This window comes from Nocardiopsis sp. M1B1, from assembly GCF_052466615.1.
In genome coordinates this window covers 4,007,305-4,022,809 of record NZ_CP196194.1, presented here as the reverse complement: position 1 = coordinate 4,022,809, position 15,505 = coordinate 4,007,305, and the positions used below count along the sequence as shown (strand labels likewise).

The following is a 15,505-nucleotide window of genomic DNA, read 5'->3' as shown; positions in this document are numbered from 1 at the left end:
CGTCCACCGGAACTACACGATCCGTCAACCAACGGTCCGTGGACAGAAACGAACCGCGTCGGTGCAATGGTCGGGTGATCCGCTCTCTCGCTCCCTCGCTCCGCCGTGCCCGCTTCGGGGTCCCGGCGCCCCTCATGCTGCTCATCGGCATGTTCACCCTGCACACCGGCAGTGCGCTGGCCGTCACGGCCTTCGCCCAGGCCAGCCCCGCCACCGTCACCTGGCTCCGGCTGAGCTGGGCCGCGCTCCTGCTGCTGGCCCTGGGCGGCCGCTCCCTGTGGCGGGCGGTGCGCGCGGCGTCGCGGCGCGAACTGGGCGCCGTGGTGATCCTGGGCACAGCGAGCGCGGGGATGATGCTGTTCTACTCCGAGGCCACGGCGCGGATCGAACTCGGCACCGCCACCTCCATCGAGTTCCTCGGCACCCTCGTGGTGGCCGTGGCCGCCATGCGCCGACGCCGCGAACTCGTGTGGATCCTCGCCGCGGTCGCGGGCGTGCTCTGCCTGACCCGCCCCTGGCAGGGCGAACTCGACCTGGTCGGGGTCGGCTTCGCCCTGGCCGGTGCGGTGTGCGTGGTGGGCTACATCGTGCTGACCCAGCGGGTGGGCGCCGGTTTCGGCGCCGTGCACGGCCTGGCCCTGACCATGACCGTGGGCGCGCTGGTCAGCGCGCCGCTGGGAGCCCCCGGCCTGGTCGCCGACTTCGACCTCGACCTGGTGCTGTTCACCCTGCTCATCGCACTGCTGTTCCCGATGGTGCCCTTCCTGCTGGAGATGGTGGCCCTCCAGCGGATGAGCCGCACCGCCTACAGCACCTTCTCCAGCCTGGAACCGGCGGTCGCCCTGGTGATGGGCCTGGTGGTCATCGGCCAGGCGCCCGCCCTGATCCAGGTCGTCGGCATGGTGCTGGTGGTGGTCGCGGGCGCCGGGGCGGCCCGGGGCGACGGCTCCCGGAGGCCCGCCGTGCCCGACCGGGCGGCGGCCACCGCCGCCGACCCGCACCGGCCCGGGGAGGGAGCCCGGTCGGAGGAGGTCGGCGCGGCGTCGGGCCGGGCGGTCTGAGGAGGCGGGATCACTCGGCCTCGGGGACGTGGACGTGGGTTCCCGAGGCGATCTCGCGCAGCGCACGGACGTGCTGGTCGAAGGCGGCCCGCCCTTCGGCGGTCAGGGACAGGGAGGTGCGGGTGCGCCGTCCCACCGCGGCCTTGTGCACCTTCACGTAGCCCGCGTTCTCCAACACCGTGACCTGCTTGGACAGCACCGAGTCGGAGACCTCGACGGTGTCGCGCACGAAGCGGAACTCCGCGCGGTCCACGGCGGCCAGCGCCGCCACGACCGAGAAGCGCACGGGGGAGTGGATCACCTCGTCCAGCCTGCCGCGGGGGTGCTCCATCAGGCGCTCCTGCTCCGGCGCAGGGACACGTAGGCCGCCACCAGGGGCGGCGCCGCGCAGACCAGGGCCGCGGGCACCCACCAGGCGGGCTCCCCGGGGAAGGCGTACATGCCGACGAAGAGGGTGACCGCGTACAGCACGCCCCACACGCCCATCGTCCACAGGTGCAGGGACGCGTACCCCCGCGGCTGCACCGGCTGACGCACGGCGAACACCGTCATCACCGCCATGGCCGCCCCGAACCCGGCGGTGGAGGCGGCGATGGCCCACGGGGAGGGGAGCAGGCCCACCACCAGCACCAGGGCCAGCGTCGCGACGCCGAACACCGCGCCGTAGACCGCGTACCACCCGCCCCGCGAGCGCGTCCGCGTCCCCACCGTCTCCGCCCGCTCCAGCGCGTCCAGCGCCTCGTTCCTGCGCATGCCGTTCTCCGTTCGCTCAACCTGTTGTCAGCATGGCACTCACTTTCCAACTTGGCAAGTGATTGCCTCACCGGAAGGCAAGACTGGGGCGCACACGCAAGCCCCGTCCCACAAGCGACATCCGTCACCCGCGCCACTTCACCGCACCGGTACGGAGCGTCTCCGGAATGCACTAGCTTGGTGCGAACCATGGCCGCGAAATCTGATCTCGAACTCCTCCGCGCCTACGAACCGGTGCTCATGTGCACCAAGGGGGAGCTCTTCTTCCCCACCGACGTGGACGCCTACGTACGCAACTGCAGCCTGTGGATCGAGGAGCCGGGCGGCGGCGAGCGCCGCCTCGTCCCGGCCGGGGAACTCACCCTCGACCGCCTCGGCCGGGCCGAGGAGGAGTGGCCCGGACGCCACAAGCACCTGCGCTTCGTCCAGGAGGAGACCCTGCGCGAGGAGGCCCGCCGCTACAAGGGCGTGGCCCGCACCGTCATCCCCAAGAGCGGCCGCCTGGCCGCCGTCGGCGTCCTGGGCCGGGTCCTGGACATCCTGATGAAGCTCTCCCTGCTCATCCGCGGGGCCGTCCCCGGCGGCCTCACCTTCGCCGCGGTGACCCGCTACCGCGAGCGCGTCGACAACGGCGGCGTCACCTACTACGGCCGCGTCACCCGCGAGGGCGGCTACACCATCCTCCAGTACTGGTTCTTCTACGCGATGAACGACTGGCGGACCATCTACGGCGGCGTCAACGACCACGAGGCCGACTGGGAGCGCGTCACCGTCTACGTCGTGGACAACCCCGACGGCACCACCCGCCCCGTCTGGGTGGGCGCCTCCTCGCACGAGTACCACGGCGACGACCTGCGCCGCAGCTGGGAGGACCCGGACCTGCACCGGGACGGCGACCACCCCATCGTCTACGTCGGCGCGGGATCGCACTCCCACCAGATGCTGCCCGGCGACTACCTCATCCAGGTCGACCCCTCCTTCCTGCGCGGCCCCATGCGCGCCTGGCGGTGGATCACCCACCGCATCTTCCGCGCCGACAGCGTCCTGAACCGGCACGGCATCGGCGTCCCCTTCGTCGACTACGCCCGCGGCGACGGCATGCGCCTGGGCCCCGGCGGCGACCGCGAGTGGTCGGCCGTCCTCATCGACGACGACACCCCCTGGCTGACGGGGTTCCGCGGCCTGTGGGGACGCGACACCGGCGACTTCTTCGACGGCGAGCGCGCCCCCAGCGGCCCGCGCTACGAACGCGACGGCACCATCCGCCGCTCCTGGGCCGACCCGCTGGCGTGGGTGGGCCTGCAGAAGGTCGCCCCCACCGAACCCGCCGCCCGCGCCGAGCTGCGCGCCCACGTGCGCGCCCTGGACGATCGGCTGCGCACCCTGGACGCCGACGTCATCAGCCGCCGCGACCGCCTGCGCCAGCTCCACTCGGCCCGCATCGTCCTGGAGCGCGAGGCCCACTCGCGTCCCCGCGCCCGCGAGTACGCCGAACGCATCGCCGCCCTGGAGATGGAACTGGGCGAGGTCTACGAGACCCGCGTGCTGACCGCCGACGAGCGCGACACCCACCTGCGCGCCCTGGCCGCGGACACCCCCCTGGTGCCCTCGCCCACCGGGCACCTCAAGGCCCCGCACCTGCCCTACTCCTCGGGCACGCAGCGCTCCACCCGCTTCCTGCACCTGTGGGTGGCCCTGAGCACCCCGCTCCTGCTGATCTCGCTCGCGCTGCCCATGTTCGTCCTGAACGGGCAGTACACCTTCTACGCGATGATCGGCGTGGTCGTGGTCTTCGCCGCCGTCGACTCCGTGGCCCGCCGCAAGTTCGTCCAGTACCTCATCGGGCTGGCGGTCATCGCGGTGGTCGTCGGACTCGTCGTGGGGGTCGTGGCCGCGTTCGTGGTCAACTGGCGCATCGCCATCACCGTCCCCGTCGCGGTGATCGTGGTGCTGCTGCTCGTGGTCAACGTCCGCGAACTCCTGCGCCGCTGACCCGCCCCGCCCGCTCCGCCCCGCGCTGGCGCCCACAGCCCGCGCGGGGCAGCATGGGACCCATGAGCGACGCGCTGTTCGACCGCCCGCCCGCGCAGGTGGCGCCCGGCGCCGTGCACGTGCCCGGCTGGCTGGACCCCGAGGAGCAGGCCGACCTGGTCCGGCGCTGCCGCGACTGGGCGCGCGGGCCCGCCGGGATGCGCCGCCACGCCATGCCGCGCGGTGGGGTGATGAGCGTGCGGACGGTCAGCCTGGGCTGGCACTGGTCGCCGGGGCCCAACCCCCACGCCGAGCGGCGGGGCTCCGGGCCTTCCCGGCACCGGCAGGCCTACTCCTACGCGCGGCTCCTGCCCGACGGCACACCCGTCCAGCCCTTCCCCGACCTGCTCGGCGACCTGGCCGCGCGGGCCGTGGAGGCCGCCTACGGCGCCCCGCCCGGCCCGGACGCCGACCCCTACGACGTCGCCCTGGTCAACTTCTACGACGCCGACGCGCGCATGGGCATGCACCAGGACCGCGACGAACTCTCCGGCGAACCCGTGGTCTCCCTCAGCCTCGGCGACACCTGCGTGTTCCGCTTCGGCAACACCGAGACCCGCAACCGCCCCCACACCGACGTCGAACTGCGCAGCGGGGACCTGTTCGTCTTCGGCGGCCCCTCCCGCATGGCCTACCACGGCGTCCCCCGCACCAGGCCCGGCACCGCGCCGCCCGGCCTGGGCCTGGACGGACGGCTCAACATCACGGTCCGCGCCTCGGGGCTGCGCGGCTGAGGCCCCCGCTCAGGGCCGACCCGACTGCCCCGCCCGGTTCGGGGCAGTCCCTCCTGAGAGCGCTCGCCCGCCGGTCCGGTGCCGACGGGACAGCGCGTCGTCCGACCACGCACGGGAGGGAAGACCACGGATGAGCGACTCCGCGCCGGAACGCATCATGGACCTGGGCCGCAGGAGGGCCGCACTGCCCGAGCGCGGCTCGCCCGGCCCGGTCCGCGCGGTCCTCTACCGCGACGGGCGCCGCGAGCGCGAGACCGACACCGTCGCCGAGGCGCGCGGCGCCGCCGAGCGCGACCCCGGCCTCATGGCCTGGATCAGCATGACCGCCCCCCACCGCGACCAGCTCACCGAGGTCGCCCGCCTCTTCGGCCTGCCCTCCCTGGCCCTGGAGGACGCCATCGTCGCCCACCAGCGCCCCAAGGCCGAGGTCTACCGGGGCGTGCTCTTCCTCGTGCTGCGCCCGGCCCGCTACGACACCGTGCGCGAGTCGGTCGAGGTGGACGAGATCCACCTCTTCGCCGGACGGGACTTCGTGGTCACCATCGGCCACACCGAGCACGTGGACTTCGAGAGCGTCCGCGACTTCCTGGAGGCCGAGCCCCGCGTCCTGGCACACGGCACCCTGGCCGTGGTGCACGCCGTCCTGGACTTGGTCGTGGACGGCTACGCGCCCGTCGTCTCCGAACTCCAGGACGACATCGACGAGGTGGAGAACCAGGTCTTCGGCGGCGACTCCCGGGCCTCGCGGCGCACCTACCGCCTCGCCCGCGAGGTCATCCTGCTCTCCCGCGCCGTGGAACCCCTCGGAACCGTCCTGGACAGGCTCATGGGTCCGCTGGCCCACGACCCCGAACGCCCCGGTCCACCGGACCCGCGGCCGTTCGCCGACGCCCTCGTCGAGCCGGAGGGGGCCCGCCCCCCGACGCGCCGACAGGGCTTCGCCTCCGCCGACCCCTTCCGCATCCCCGCCGAACGGCGCGGCGAACTGCACCACCGCCTGCGCGACGTCGCCGACCACGTCGCCGCCGTGCGCGAGCGCGTGGACGGCTTCCGCCAGCTGTTGCAGAACATCATGTCGGTCAACAGCGCCCTCATCGACCAGGCGCAGAACGAGGCGATGAAGAAGGTCTCCTCCTGGGGCGGCATCCTGGTCGTGCCCACCCTCATCTCCTCCGTCTACGGCATGAACATCTCCCCGGGCGGCGACTACCACTGGGCGTTCAGCTGGCCGCTGTCCCTGGCCCTCATGGCGCTGACGAGCCTGAGCCTCTACCTTGTCTTCCGTCGCAACGGTTGGCTCTGAGAGTCTGTTGACGGAGGTGGGAATGACGGGGGACGGACCCGCCGAGCGCGAGGTGCTGCGGCTCATGACCGGACCGTGGGTGGCCCGGGCGGTGGCCACCGCGGTCGAACTGGGCGTGCTCGACCGCCTCGCCGGGGGCGCCGCCGACGCCGCGGCCCTGGCCGCCGGACTGGACCTGCGCCCCGACCGCCTGGAACGCCTGCTGCGCCTGCTCGCGGCCGTGGGGGTCGTGGAGCACCGCGACGGGCGCTACCGGCCCACGGAGGTCGGTGCCGCCCTGCGCCGGGACCACCCCTCGGGCATGGCCGACCTGGCGCTGCTCTACGACAGCGACATGTTCACCGCCGCGTGGGCGCGCCTGGGCGAGAGTGTGCGCACCGGCGGCACCGCCTTCGAGGCCGCCCACGGCACCGACGTGTTCACCCACCTGGAGCGCCACCCCGCCGACGCGGCGCGCTACACGGCCGGGATGGCCGCGAGCGGCCGCTTCTCCACCGCCGTCCCCGACGTCCACGACTTCACCGGCGCCCGCACGGTGGTCGACCTCGGGGGAGGGGACGGCGAACTCCTGGCCACCGTCCTGGCCCGGGCGCCGCACGCCCGCGGGGTGCTGGTGGAGCGCCCGCCGGCGCTGACCGCCGCCCGCGCCCGCCTCGGCGCGTACGTCGAGGCGGGGCGGTGCGAACTGGTGGAGGGCGACTTCCTGCGGGGTGTGCCCCGGGGCGCCGACGCCTACCTGCTCAGCCGGGTCCTGCACAACTGGTCCGACCACGACGTCCGCACCGTGCTGCGCCACTGCCGCGAGGCGATGGCCCCCGACGGGCTGGTACTGATCGCCGAGCGCGTCCTGCCCGACGAGGGCGTCCCCTGGCTCACGGCCGTCCTGGACGCGCACATGATGGTGATGACCACCGGGGCCGAGCGCACCGAGCGCGAGTACGAGGCGCTGCTGCGCTCGGCCGGGCTGACCACCCGGGGAATCCGCGACCTGCCGCTGGAGATGCGCCTGCTCGTGGCCGAGCCGGTGCGCGGCGAGGCCTGACCCGCACCGCCCCTCACATGCGCCAGGGCAGGTTCAGCCACGGGCTCCGCGGGTCCTCGGCCAGCACCGCGTGCGCCCGCGCCGAGTCGGTGTAGTACGGGCCGAACGCGCCCCCGTCGAAGGCCATCGCACGCCCCAGCACGAACCCGGCGGACATCTCCTGCCACGACCCGTGGTAGCGCATGGACTGCGCGCCCGCCCGCAGGATGTGCGCGTGCGCCACGCGCTCGTCGGCGTACCCGGCGTTGACGCCCCACCGCGCGAGGTTGACCGCCCGTCCGAAGTCGTAGGCGCGCGCCGTGCGCACCGGCGTGCCCGGTGGCAGCACCCCGTCCCGCACCATGCGCTCCTCGTACTCCCAGACCTGCGCGGCCGCCGTCACGAGCTCCTCGTACAGGCCCGGGGCGGCGCCCTGCTCCTGGCACCAGCGCACGATCAGGTCCGGCCAGATCCCCGCGTCGAAGGGCCACCCGGGGGCCTGCGCCATGGCCCGGGTGCGCAGGTCCAGCACGATCGACAGCGCCGTCGCGGGGCGCGCGTCGTCGGTCAGCAGGCGCAGCGTCCGGTCCCAGCCCGCGTGGTCGGTGACGCCCCAGGAGTCGCGGAGCTTGTCCCGCTCGTCCTGGGCGTCGCAGCACGAGCACGAGGAGTGCACCGCGTTCCACACCCCGCCGTTGGCCGTGGGCATGTGCGCGCCGGAGGCCAGCGCGTGCGCCATCGGGCCCTGGAAGAAGCCCTGCGGGTCGCTGCGGAGCTTGATCCGCGCGGAGAACAGTCCCATGTCCCCTCGTGTCCTCTACTTCTCTCCGGTGCTGAGCAGGCGGTCGATCCGTCCCGCCTCGTTCCTGGCCGTGACGGCGTGCTCCTCGGAGGCCAGCAGCGACTCGCGCCACCTCTCGGCGGCCTCGGCGATCTGGACGTCCAGCCGCCGCACGGTCGCCTCGGCGGTGTCGCGGGCCTCGGCGCGCCTGGAGTGGTCGACCACCAGCGCGACCCCGGCGCCCGCGGCGGCGGCCACGCACAGGAACCAGACCAGGCCGCTGCCCGACGTCAGCCCCAGCAGCGCCAGCAGGCCCGCCATGGCGAGGAGGCCCCACGCGTAGGTCCGGGCGGAGCCGGTGTCGTGCCAGCGCTCGCGCAGCCGGGTGCGGGCGCGCTCCAGCTCCCGGGGTTCGGCGCCGTGGGAGGAGATCGTCACCCGCACGCCCTGCGCCTGGAGGGTCGTGGAGTCCTCCACCGGCGCGGCGGCCTCGCGCACCAGCTCCTCGGCGAGCTCGGCCACGGTCGGGCGCTGCAGGGCCAGGGCGAAGGTGCGGCGGTGCGGCGGCGCGTCCTGGCGGACCAGGTCGTCGCCGAGCAGGGCGGCGACGGTGCCCACGGGGTCGGTCCACCGCTGCGGCGGCCCGCCCTCGCCGCTGCTCTCGATGACCGCGCGCAGTTCGCGGGCACGGGTCAGCAGCGGGGCCTCCTCGGTGCTGCCCTCCTCCACGAGCAGGCGCAGGGTGTCGTTGAGGAACGCGGCGCTGACCTCGTCGGGGGCGAGCGCGGAGGGGGAGGCGCCCTCCCCGTCGAGCGCGACGACGCGGGCGACGCCCTCGCGCAGCGCGGTGATGCGCCGCGCGGCCCCGGCGCGCCCGGCCAGACCGCCGGACGCCTTCCCGCCGGAGGCCGGGGAGGGCGAGGGGGAGGGGGAGGCGCCGGAGGCGTCCGCCGCCAGGGCGGACAGGCCCGCGGAGGCCGGGACGCCGACCCCAGCCTCGGACCAGGCGCGCAGCGTGGACAGCAGCAGGTGCTGCCGGGCGTCGTCGCCGAAGGAGCCGTCGGCGGTGAGCAGCCACAGGGCGCGCTGGCCCCGGGTCACCTCCTCGTCGGGGGAGGGCAGGCGCGGGAGCAGACCGGCGGTCGCGGCGGCGTCCATGGCGCGGGCGTGGTCCGCGCTGGTCAGAGCGGTGGCCAGCGCCGCGAAGTGGCCCGCGCGCTCCGCGTCGCGCCGGGCGGCCTCGTCGAAGCGGAGGCGGGCGGCGGCGGTGTCGCCCTCCAGCAGCGCGTGCAGGCCGAGGGCGGCCGGGACCAGCCAGTAGCCGGGGACGTCCTCCAGATCCAGGCTGGGGAGAGGTACGCCGTCCAGCATCTGGAGGGTGCGGTGGCGGGCCAGGGCGGCTCCGTCGAACATGGCCAGGACGGCGCGCACGTCGCTGAGCTCGATGAAGGCGTCCAGGGAGGCCGAGACGCGGTCCAGCCTCTGTTCGAGGGTGCCCCGGACGCGGGACAGCTCCGAGCGCATCCTGCGGCGTTCGGCGGCCATCTGGTAGTGGGCCGAGCCCAGACTCTCCTCCAGTTCCCGGATCTTCCGGTTCTGGGAGTAGTCGATCCAGTCGCTCATGGGGTCCTTTCTCGCGCGGGGGAGGCGGGGGCCGACGGGGGAAGGGGGAGCGCCGTGCAGTGCGACGATACGGGAGGCCGCCCGGTCCGCGTGACGCCGCTGTGCCGCCGGCCGGGCCGGGGCGGGCGGAGGCGGCGGGAGGAGGCCGCGCACCGGCGTTTCGCGTGCTCAGGGTGTTTGTTCGACTACTTAAGGATGATTGGTGTCAGGGGTCACCTTCTGTACGATTGGGAGCGCTCCCGCGAAAGGAACACCATGGAAGACCCCAGACTGCCCGCCAGCCTCCTCTTCGGCACCGCCACCGCCGCCTACCAGATCGAGGGCGGCGTCCACGAGGGCGGGCGGGGCCCCTCCATCTGGGACACCTACTGCCGGACGCCGGGGCGCGTCGCCCGCGGCGAGAGCGGTGACGTCGCCTGCGACCACTACCACCGCTACGGCGAGGACGTCGCCCTGCTCGCCGACCTGGGCGTCGACCTGTACCGCTTCTCCGTGGCCTGGCCGCGCGTCCAGCCCACGGGCAAGGGTCGCCCCAACCCGGAAGGGCTGGCCTTCTACGACCGCCTGGTGGACACCATCCTGGGCGCCGGGATCGAACCCGCCCTGACCCTCTACCACTGGGACCTGCCCCAGGCGCTGGAGGACGAGGGCGGCTGGCGGGTCCGCGACACCGCCTACCGCTTCGCCGAGTACTCCCGCATCGTCGCCGACCGCCTCGGCGACCGGGTCAACCGGTGGATCACCCTCAACGAACCCTTCTGCTCGGCCTTCGTCGGCCACGCCGTCGGCCGCCACGCGCCCGGAACCCGCGAAGGTACGCCCGCCCTGGCCGCCGCGCACCACCTGCTGCTCGCCCACGGCATGGCCACCGGCGAACTGCGCGCGGCCGCCGCCGGGGAGGTCGGCATCACCCTCAACCCGGACCACTTCCTGCCCGCGACCGACTCCGAGGCCGACCGCGCCGCCGTGGAGCGGGCCCGCACCCTGCACAACCGCGTGTGGTTCGACCCCATCTTCGCCGGGGCCTACCCCGACAACGAGGACGAGGTCTGGGAGGGCATGGCCGACGGCTCCTACCGGGCCGACGGCGACCTGCGCATCATCGGCCAGCCGCTGGACTTCGTGGGCGTCAACTTCTACCGGCCCATCATGCTGCGCGACGCCCCCCACAGCGAGGCCGACCCGGCCGCGCGCACCGCCGTGGACATCCGCACCGAGCAGGTGCAGGTCGAGGGGGTGCGGCACACCACCATGGGCTGGCCGGTGGTCCCGTCCACCTTCGCCGACCTGCTCATCGACCTCAACCGGCGCTACCCGAACCTGCCGCCCATCTTCATCACCGAGAACGGCTCGGCCGAGGACGACCAGCCCGACGAGACCGGCCGGGTCCGCGACACCAACCGCATCGAGTACCTGCGCGACCACCTGGACGCCCTGGCCACGGCCATCGACGCGGGGGTGGACGTGCGCGGCTACTTCGTGTGGTCGCTGCTGGACAACTTCGAGTGGGCCTACGGCTACGACCGCCGCTTCGGGCTGGTCCGCGTGGATTACGACCGCCTGGAGCGCCACCCCAAGGACAGCTACCACTGGTACCGCGACTTCCTGACCTCGCACCGCGCCCGCAGGGTCCAGGAACTCGCCACCAAGTGGGAGGGCTAGCCGCCCTCCGACGCCCCCGCGCGGGGGCGGGGCCCGTCTCCAGGGGCGAGCCCGCCCCCGCCCGACCCGCCCGCGCGGGGCGTTACCGCGCGGGACCACGTGTCCGACCTCCCCAACGCCGTGTTGGAGAAAGCCCGCCCGGTGCGGCAAGCTGGGGGAGGTTCGGTCGACGAGGGCTGTGGGGACGGATGGCGGAGCAGGGGTCGGGCACGGCGGCGCCGGGGGAGGCGGAGCGGAGCACGAGCGGCAGCCCGCGCGCCGCGCGGCGCATGCTCCAGTTGCAGGGCAGCCTGGTCGAGCTGCTGCGCGCCAAGCCCTTCAGCCAGATCACCTACAAGGAGATCACCGAGGGCGTGGACATCGACCGCTCCACCGTCTACCGGTACTACAACCACAAGAACCAGGTGCTCCAGGCCGCCGTGGACGTGCGGCTGACCGCGTTCGCCTCCCGGCTCGACCTCACCTTCGGCCGCATGGAGACCATCGACGGCTACATGGGCCGCGTCGTGGACGCCTGGATGGGACTGTGGCTGGAGTCGGGCGGGCTGCTCGCCGCCGCCACGGGCCTGGGCTCCGAGCCCGGGCCGCAGCGCGACTGGTGGCGCCGGCGCACCGAACCGTGGGTGGAGGCCGTGCGCGAGGCGCTGGAGATCGCCCGCCTCGTGGAGGAGCTGCCCGAGGACGGCCGCCCCGCCCGCCCGCTCGCCGAGATGGTGGTGGGCCTGTGCCTGTCCACGTTCAACAACGAGTTGACCGCGGCGCACACCGAGGAGCACCGCGCGATGGTCCGGGACCTGCTCCTGGACGCGGTGCTGCGCACCATGGGCCGCACGGAGGCAGCCCGGTAGCGGGTTCCGGCCGGGCCCGGCCTCAGGCGTGCTGTCGGGCGATGGCGCCGAACGCCCCCACGACCGCGCCGAGCGCGAACATCGACGCCTCGTCCTCGTCCATGTGGACCAGGCCCGCGGGCACGAGCACGCGGTAGGGCTTGGCCTCGCCCGGCAGGATCTCCAGGCCGTCGATGATCCCCTGTCCCTCCAGCATCAGAAGGGCTTCCTCGACCCTTCCGGTACGGTCACCACGGGACCAGATCGACATAGGTCACACCTCACTACGGCCGGGGCCGGGCAGTCCACTGTTCCCAGGGCCGGGAAACCCGGCCCTGTCGCGCTTCGGTAGTCGGCTCCGGTCTGCGCGGGGGAGTCCAGACCAGTGATACCACCGGGCGGCCCGGGGTATTCCGGCGCCCGCTCACACGCGTGCTGGCCGGAACCGGCCACCGCCGCGCGGCGTCCGGCCCCCCGGGCCCCGGGCGGCGTCCGATCCCACGGCTCCGGGCGCGCGGCCGGACCTGTCCTCCCCGGGCCCCGGCCGGTTCAGCGGGCGAGCACGGTCATCTCCTCCCCGCGCGCGTCCACGGCGACGAGTCCGACCTCCTCGGCGGGCGGCTCACCGCCCTCGGGCCCCTCCACGGCGAGGGCCTCGCCGCCCTCCGCGCTGCCGCTGGCGGCGCCCCGCACGCTGATCCGGTCCGCCTCCCGGGAGGCCGCCGCCAGGTAGTGCCACCGTTCGTCCCCGTCCTGCCACCAGGTGCCCGCCGCCACCTGCCGGTCGAGGTTGCTGCACTCCCAGCCGCCCTCGCGCTCGCCCGCGACCACGGTGTCGGTGCCCGCGTCGGTGTCGGTCACCAGCAGGGTGCGGGCCAGGCCGCTGCCGTCGTGGGCCCCGTAGCGCACGCACACCCACCGGCCGGTGCCGCCGCCGGGCAGCTCCTGGCGGGCGAACTCCCAGGCCGTGGCCGTGCGGACCGGTTCGGCGGGCGGCTCCCCGGCGCAGGCCGCCAGCCCCCACAGTCCGAAGCCGCTGTCGGCGTCCAGCACCTCGTGCGGGCCCAGGCGGCGGATCTCACCGGGAGGGGGCGGCATGTACCCCAGGTGGGCGGTGTCCCGACCGCCCAGGTCGATCGCGGTGTAGGGCTGCCCGTGCGCCACCTCCGGCGCGCGCAGGCGCAGCGCCGGTCCCACGCCGCACCGCTCGCCGGTCGGCACGGGCCCGGTCACGCCGTCCCCGTGCGCCAGCTCCGTCCAGTCCGGCTCCCGTCCGCCCAGCGGAGCGTAGGCGGCCTCGGTCACCCACGGCGGCAGCAGGTAGCGGGCGCCCTCAGCGGTGTCGGCCAGGCGCAGGGCGGGCCAGTTGGCCACCCCGTTGCCGGGTTCGTCGAACACCTCCACCCGCTCCCGCGAGCCGTCGTCGGTGTAGCGCGCCACCCACGGGGCGTCGTGCAGGAGCACCACCTCCTGCCCGTCCACGTCGCCCGCGAACACCAGACGGGGTGCGCGCGGCGCCGGGACCGCGGCGCCTTCCGCGGCCCGCGCCGCGACCCCCGCCGTCCGGCCCCGCACCGGGCCCGCGTCGGCGCCGCCCCCGGCGCTGTGCGCCGACCACGCGCGCAGGGCCCGCTGGACGAGCTGTTCGTCGCCGACCGCGTCGCCCCGCGGGTGCCAGGCGGTCAGGTCCAGCCGGAAGCGCTCGCGCCAGACCTGCCCGTCGGGGGCGTCGGCCAGGGCCACCGGCGCCGGGCCCGGGGACAGCACGGGCGCGACCGTCCTGGCGGTGCCCAGGGACAGCGCGACCAGGGCCAGCCCGGCCAGGGCCGCGACGGCGGCCAGCGCGCGCCGCTCCAGGAGCGGGCCCCGGCCGCTGACCCGGACCACCGTGGGGTCGGGGAGCCGGTGTTCGCCCCCTACCTCCAGGGCCCGCGCCACGGCGCCGGACGCGTCGCGCACGCCGACCGAGGAGAGCAGGGCGGCGGCCTCCTCGGCGGACAGGCCCTCCACCCGCAGCAGCCCGTAGGCCGCCCGTTCCCGCGAGTCCAGGCCCTCCAGCCCCTCCAGGAGCCGGGCCTCGCCGCCCGAGCCGTCCACGGGGGACAGGCGCAGCCCCGCCGCACCGCCTCTGAGGTGCCATCGGAGCGGGCGCAGGGAGCGGCGCAGCACCCGGCGGCGCACCCGCGGGTAGGCCTGGGGGCGTGGGCGGCGCCGCCCGCGCGGCAGGGCTCCGGTGACCAGCCGGTGCGCGTGTTCGAGCAGGCCGTGCGGGGGGCGGCTGCCGGACAGGGTCAGGAAGGAGAGAAGGACGAGGTTGCGGTAGGGGTGGCGGGGCGGTTCGGGCTCGGGCAGGGCGGGCATCGGGACTCCTCGGGACGGTTCCGAGCGAGCCTAGGGAGGCCGGGACCGCCGCACCCGGGAAACGCCGAAACCTGCCGCCTATGCCCTGAAAGTCCTGTGTAAGAGGCGTTTCCCGGATGTCACCCGTCCGGGTGGGTGCCGCGCAGGGCCTTGCGCCTTGGCGCGGAACCTTCGCCACCGAGACGAGCAGACCTGAGAAGACTCTCCCCCCTTGATCGCGCACCGTGGTCGAGGAGGCCGTCCGCCGTGCGTGCACCACCACAGCGGCACCCTGTCCGCGTGGGCTTGGGCCTGCTTGTGCTGTGGCCGGTCCCTGGCTGGGACTCACGACCGGAGCATGCCATCGTCCTCCAGCGAGACCTTCACCTGCTGTCACGCACCAACTCGTTAGCAGGCCCGGGGCCGGTGCCTCAACCCCGGGCGAGGGCGCGCAGTTCCTCCAGGCTCGCGGCACGGGACTCGGGGGCGTCGGCGTCCACCCGTCCCCCCTGGGGGTCGTCGACCCTCCCGGCGCAGGACCGGAGCGCCTCCAGCGCGGTCAGCCCCTCACCGCGCAGGCGCACGTGCTCCATCGTCCACCAGCCGCGGGCGGCGTTGCCCGCCGCGTCGGGCGGCAGGAGGGGCTGGAAGTCGCTGGCCTCCTCGGTGTCCGAGGCCCACAGGTAGCCGATGAGGACGCCGTCCCGGTGCACGGGCAGGTACAGCACGGGACCTGCCGTGGTCGGGGCGTAGGAGCGGCCGACCAGCACCGGGGCCAGCGCCTCGTCGCTCCACCGGTCGAACACCTCCTGCCCCGCACCCGGCGCAAGGGAAGAGCCCCCGGCGCCGTCGGCCCCGCGGGACGGTTCGGAGTCCGTCCCACCCCGGTCCGTGCGGTACCCGTCCTCGGGTGAGCTCCCACCGTCCATGGCCGTCCTCACTTCCTCTCGTCTCCATCAGTCACCTCGGTGTCGTGGGCCCCGCCCGGATCAGGGGGAGGGATTCCGAGCAGGCGGTCGGCGTGCTCGGGCACGCTCCCCGGTGGGACCGCCCCGGCCCGGTCGTCCTGAGGGGCCCCGGTCCAGCGTGCCAGCGCGCCGAGGGCGTCCAGCCCCTGGGCCCGGGCCAGGATCAGGCGGCGCACCCAGGCGCCCTTGGCGTTCAGCCCCGCCGGACCGGGCGCGGGCAGGAACCCCGCGGCGGCCCCGTCCCGCGAAGCCCAGAGGCGGCCCAGCACGCTCCCGTCCCCCCGCAGCACCGGGACGTGCAGCACCGGCCCGTCGGTGTCGGCGGCGAACCTGGGCTCGGCGCCCGCGAAGTCCGGGCGGAACCCGTCCCGCGCGGCCCGCTCCTCGTCGGCCATCTCCCC

Annotated in this window: 15 protein-coding genes; 7 read left to right on the top strand and 8 right to left on the bottom strand. The window is 74.7% G+C overall.

Annotation, left to right across the window (positions count from 1 at the left end; genetic code table 11):
- The first annotated feature begins 74 nt into the window (after nucleotides 1-74).
- Nucleotides 75-1,061, top strand: coding sequence for an EamA family transporter (locus tag ACSTA4_RS17485; RefSeq protein ID WP_444960204.1), 987 nt, complete (start codon nucleotides 75-77; stop codon nucleotides 1,059-1,061).
- 10 nt (nucleotides 1,062-1,071) lie between these two features.
- Here the strand turns inward: ACSTA4_RS17485 and ACSTA4_RS17480 are convergent, their stop codons facing one another.
- Together ACSTA4_RS17480 and ACSTA4_RS17475 are read right to left on the bottom strand one after the other, a co-directional pair.
- Entirely contained in the window at nucleotides 1,072-1,392 is a 321-nt protein-coding gene (locus ACSTA4_RS17480; RefSeq protein ID WP_444960203.1) for a winged helix-turn-helix domain-containing protein, read from the bottom strand.
- Nucleotides 1,392-1,814 (bottom strand): hypothetical protein, encoded by a 423-nt coding sequence (locus ACSTA4_RS17475; protein WP_444960202.1) that lies wholly within the window; start codon nucleotides 1,812-1,814, stop codon nucleotides 1,392-1,394. The genes ACSTA4_RS17480 and ACSTA4_RS17475 overlap by 1 nt, the downstream gene beginning before the upstream one ends.
- A gap of 189 nt (nucleotides 1,815-2,003) precedes the next feature.
- Here ACSTA4_RS17475 and ACSTA4_RS17470 point away from each other — a divergent pair, with 189 nt between their 5' ends.
- The 4 genes from ACSTA4_RS17470 (at nucleotide 2,004) to ACSTA4_RS17455 (ending at nucleotide 6,924) form a co-directional block, all read left to right on the top strand.
- Nucleotides 2,004-3,806, top strand: coding sequence for a hypothetical protein (locus ACSTA4_RS17470; RefSeq protein WP_444960201.1), 1,803 nt, complete (start codon nucleotides 2,004-2,006; stop codon nucleotides 3,804-3,806).
- A gap of 62 nt (nucleotides 3,807-3,868) precedes the next feature.
- Entirely contained in the window at nucleotides 3,869-4,579 is a 711-nt protein-coding gene (locus ACSTA4_RS17465) for an alpha-ketoglutarate-dependent dioxygenase AlkB family protein (protein ID WP_444960200.1), read from the top strand.
- A 130-nt stretch (nucleotides 4,580-4,709) separates the two neighbouring features.
- A complete protein-coding gene (locus ACSTA4_RS17460) occupies nucleotides 4,710-5,882 on the top strand; it encodes a magnesium and cobalt transport protein CorA (protein WP_444960199.1) in 1,173 nt (390 codons plus the stop codon).
- 22 nt (nucleotides 5,883-5,904) lie between these two features.
- Nucleotides 5,905-6,924 carry a methyltransferase gene (locus tag ACSTA4_RS17455; RefSeq protein WP_444960198.1) on the top strand — a complete coding sequence of 340 codons (1,020 nt, stop codon included), beginning with the start codon at nucleotides 5,905-5,907 and terminating at the stop codon, nucleotides 6,922-6,924.
- 13 nt (nucleotides 6,925-6,937) lie between these two features.
- Here ACSTA4_RS17455 and ACSTA4_RS17450 read toward each other — a convergent pair whose 3' ends face one another.
- Together ACSTA4_RS17450 and ACSTA4_RS17445 are read right to left on the bottom strand one after the other, a co-directional pair.
- Nucleotides 6,938-7,705, bottom strand: a complete 768-nt coding sequence (locus ACSTA4_RS17450; protein WP_444960197.1) for a DUF1266 domain-containing protein — start codon at nucleotides 7,703-7,705, stop codon at nucleotides 6,938-6,940.
- A 15-nt stretch (nucleotides 7,706-7,720) separates the two neighbouring features.
- On the bottom strand, nucleotides 7,721-9,307 hold the full coding sequence (locus tag ACSTA4_RS17445; RefSeq protein WP_444960196.1) for a hypothetical protein: 1,587 nt from the start codon (nucleotides 9,305-9,307) through the stop codon (nucleotides 7,721-7,723).
- Nucleotides 9,308-9,562: 255 nt separating this feature from the next.
- Here ACSTA4_RS17445 and ACSTA4_RS17440 point away from each other — a divergent pair, with 255 nt between their 5' ends.
- Together ACSTA4_RS17440 and ACSTA4_RS17435 are read left to right on the top strand one after the other, a co-directional pair.
- On the top strand, nucleotides 9,563-10,969 hold the full coding sequence (locus ACSTA4_RS17440; RefSeq protein ID WP_444960195.1) for a GH1 family beta-glucosidase: 1,407 nt from the start codon (nucleotides 9,563-9,565) through the stop codon (nucleotides 10,967-10,969).
- A 269-nt stretch (nucleotides 10,970-11,238) separates the two neighbouring features.
- The gene (locus ACSTA4_RS17435; RefSeq protein ID WP_416030349.1) at nucleotides 11,239-11,817 is read left to right on the top strand and encodes a TetR/AcrR family transcriptional regulator; all 579 of its coding nucleotides are present in this window, start codon (nucleotides 11,239-11,241) and stop codon (nucleotides 11,815-11,817) included.
- Between the two features lie 22 nt (nucleotides 11,818-11,839).
- Here the strand turns inward: ACSTA4_RS17435 and ACSTA4_RS17430 are convergent, their stop codons facing one another.
- From ACSTA4_RS17430 to ACSTA4_RS17415, 4 genes are all read right to left on the bottom strand, one after another.
- Entirely contained in the window at nucleotides 11,840-12,013 is a 174-nt protein-coding gene (locus ACSTA4_RS17430) for a hypothetical protein (RefSeq protein WP_017566809.1), read from the bottom strand.
- A gap of 332 nt (nucleotides 12,014-12,345) precedes the next feature.
- On the bottom strand, nucleotides 12,346-14,157 hold the full coding sequence (locus ACSTA4_RS17425; protein ID WP_444960194.1) for a hypothetical protein: 1,812 nt from the start codon (nucleotides 14,155-14,157) through the stop codon (nucleotides 12,346-12,348).
- A 410-nt stretch (nucleotides 14,158-14,567) separates the two neighbouring features.
- The gene (locus tag ACSTA4_RS17420) at nucleotides 14,568-15,065 is read right to left on the bottom strand and encodes a hypothetical protein (RefSeq protein WP_071622251.1); all 498 of its coding nucleotides are present in this window, start codon (nucleotides 15,063-15,065) and stop codon (nucleotides 14,568-14,570) included.
- Nucleotides 15,066-15,073: 8 nt separating this feature from the next.
- Complete coding sequence (locus tag ACSTA4_RS17415; protein WP_444960193.1) at nucleotides 15,074-15,499, bottom strand: hypothetical protein; 426 nt, start codon at nucleotides 15,497-15,499, stop codon at nucleotides 15,074-15,076.
- Between the last annotated feature and the right edge of the window lie 6 nt (nucleotides 15,500-15,505).

Coding starts and splice junctions, on each gene's coding strand:
- ACSTA4_RS17480 (WP_444960203.1), bottom strand. CDS start 1,392: ATGGAGCACCCCCGCGGCAGGCTGGACGAGGTGATCCACTCCCCCGTG.
- ACSTA4_RS17475 (WP_444960202.1), bottom strand. CDS start 1,814: ATGCGCAGGAACGAGGCGCTGGACGCGCTGGAGCGGGCGGAGACGGTG.
- ACSTA4_RS17470 (WP_444960201.1), top strand. CDS start 2,004: ATGGCCGCGAAATCTGATCTCGAACTCCTCCGCGCCTACGAACCGGTG.
- ACSTA4_RS17465 (WP_444960200.1), top strand. CDS start 3,869: ATGAGCGACGCGCTGTTCGACCGCCCGCCCGCGCAGGTGGCGCCCGGC.
- ACSTA4_RS17460 (WP_444960199.1), top strand. CDS start 4,710: ATGAGCGACTCCGCGCCGGAACGCATCATGGACCTGGGCCGCAGGAGG.
- ACSTA4_RS17455 (WP_444960198.1), top strand. CDS start 5,905: ATGACGGGGGACGGACCCGCCGAGCGCGAGGTGCTGCGGCTCATGACC.
- ACSTA4_RS17450 (WP_444960197.1), bottom strand. CDS start 7,705: ATGGGACTGTTCTCCGCGCGGATCAAGCTCCGCAGCGACCCGCAGGGC.
- ACSTA4_RS17445 (WP_444960196.1), bottom strand. CDS start 9,307: ATGAGCGACTGGATCGACTACTCCCAGAACCGGAAGATCCGGGAACTG.
- ACSTA4_RS17440 (WP_444960195.1), top strand. CDS start 9,563: ATGGAAGACCCCAGACTGCCCGCCAGCCTCCTCTTCGGCACCGCCACC.
- ACSTA4_RS17435 (WP_416030349.1), top strand. CDS start 11,239: ATGCTCCAGTTGCAGGGCAGCCTGGTCGAGCTGCTGCGCGCCAAGCCC.
- ACSTA4_RS17430 (WP_017566809.1), bottom strand. CDS start 12,013: ATGCTGGAGGGACAGGGGATCATCGACGGCCTGGAGATCCTGCCGGGC.
- ACSTA4_RS17425 (WP_444960194.1), bottom strand. CDS start 14,157: ATGCCCGCCCTGCCCGAGCCCGAACCGCCCCGCCACCCCTACCGCAAC.
- ACSTA4_RS17420 (WP_071622251.1), bottom strand. CDS start 15,065: ATGGACGGTGGGAGCTCACCCGAGGACGGGTACCGCACGGACCGGGGT.
- ACSTA4_RS17415 (WP_444960193.1), bottom strand. CDS start 15,499: ATGGCCGACGAGGAGCGGGCCGCGCGGGACGGGTTCCGCCCGGACTTC.